This is a genomic window from Shewanella sp. (genome assembly GCF_051658185.1).
Taxonomy (GTDB): Bacteria; Pseudomonadota; Gammaproteobacteria; order Enterobacterales; family Shewanellaceae; genus Shewanella.
Genome location: NZ_JBOFMC010000439.1, coordinates 1 through 1,197, shown reverse-complemented (window position 1 = coordinate 1,197; position 1,197 = coordinate 1). Strand labels below are relative to the sequence as shown.

Here is a 1,197-nt window from a genome sequence, read left to right as displayed (position 1 = left end):
CGTTGATCTCGGGCGAAACGATGCTCAACCAGTCCCATATTGGCTCGCAAATCTTTTTAATTTTTATGTCGCTGATCGCAGGGCTCATCTTTGCTAACGTCGCGGTACCACCAAGACGCACACTGTAAATCTCCTCCCCTCATCGCTGGCCGCAAGGCCAGCAACATTTTCAAGTTAACATTATGTAACATCATTATTTTATTTAAATGTTTGCTTGACTAATGCCCACCAAACATGTGTTATTGACTTGTAAACTGCAGTGATAGGCTACTGTTCCTGCAGTCTTTAAAGCCATGGGGAGTCACTGATAATGCAGAAAATTATTCGCTATGCCTGCATTTTACCTTGTTGTGCGATCTGCATTATCGGCGCCACTCAAGCCAATGCTGCCGCCTCTTCTCCCAAGGAGCCTGCACCGCCTGAATCGCCAAAACGCATCCAGCATATTGTGGTACTGAGCAACCCCATTTTTGACGAATCGGACCCAGAAGCCTTCTTTATCCATCGCTGGGCCAACTACCTGCATATCAACACCAAAGAATATGTCGTGCGCGATAGGCTAACCTTCGGTGAGCAAGAGACGATCACCCAAAAGGATCTCGACGAATCTCAGCGCCTGCTACGGGCCGAATCCTATATCCGGGACGCCAAAGTGTATCTCGCTGAAAAAGACCCCGAGGCCGATAGCAAGTCCGACAGCAAATCCGATAGCGAGACGGTTGTGGTTGAAACCTGGGATAACTGGTCACTGTTGCCCACCGCCAGTTTTAGTAGCTCTGGCGGCGACAGCCGCTACTCCTTCGGGGTAAAGGAAGATAACCTGTTCGGCACCGGCATTCGCACCCGCGTTAAATATCAATCGGATGAAGCGCGCACTGGCTACAAATTCGGCTTTGAAGCCCCCATCAGCATTATCCCTTATGGCATGGTCGCCGCAGAGTTTTACGACAATGACGACGGCCAAGCCAAACATGTGTATGTCACAAAGCCGTTCTACGCCCTCGATACCAAAACCATGTATGCCATTGAATTATTAGACGATAGCCATGTCGATACCCTCAGGCAAAACGGTAAGGATCTGAGTGAATTTGCCCACAATGCCGACTATCTTAATGTGCAATATGGTTGGTTAATCGATAAAAACAGTGCAGCGCTTTCGCGATTGATGGTGGGATTTACCCAAGATAAGCATGAGTT

At 48.5% G+C, this 1,197-nt stretch carries 2 pseudogenes; both read left to right on the top strand.

The window, feature by feature from the left end:
- Positions 1–128 (top strand): annotated as a pseudogene (locus ACRCZA_RS15995) (threonine/serine ThrE exporter family protein); the annotation flags it as partial.
- 182 nt (positions 129–310) lie between these two features.
- A pseudogene (locus ACRCZA_RS15990) lies at positions 311–1,197 on the top strand (hypothetical protein); the annotation flags it as partial.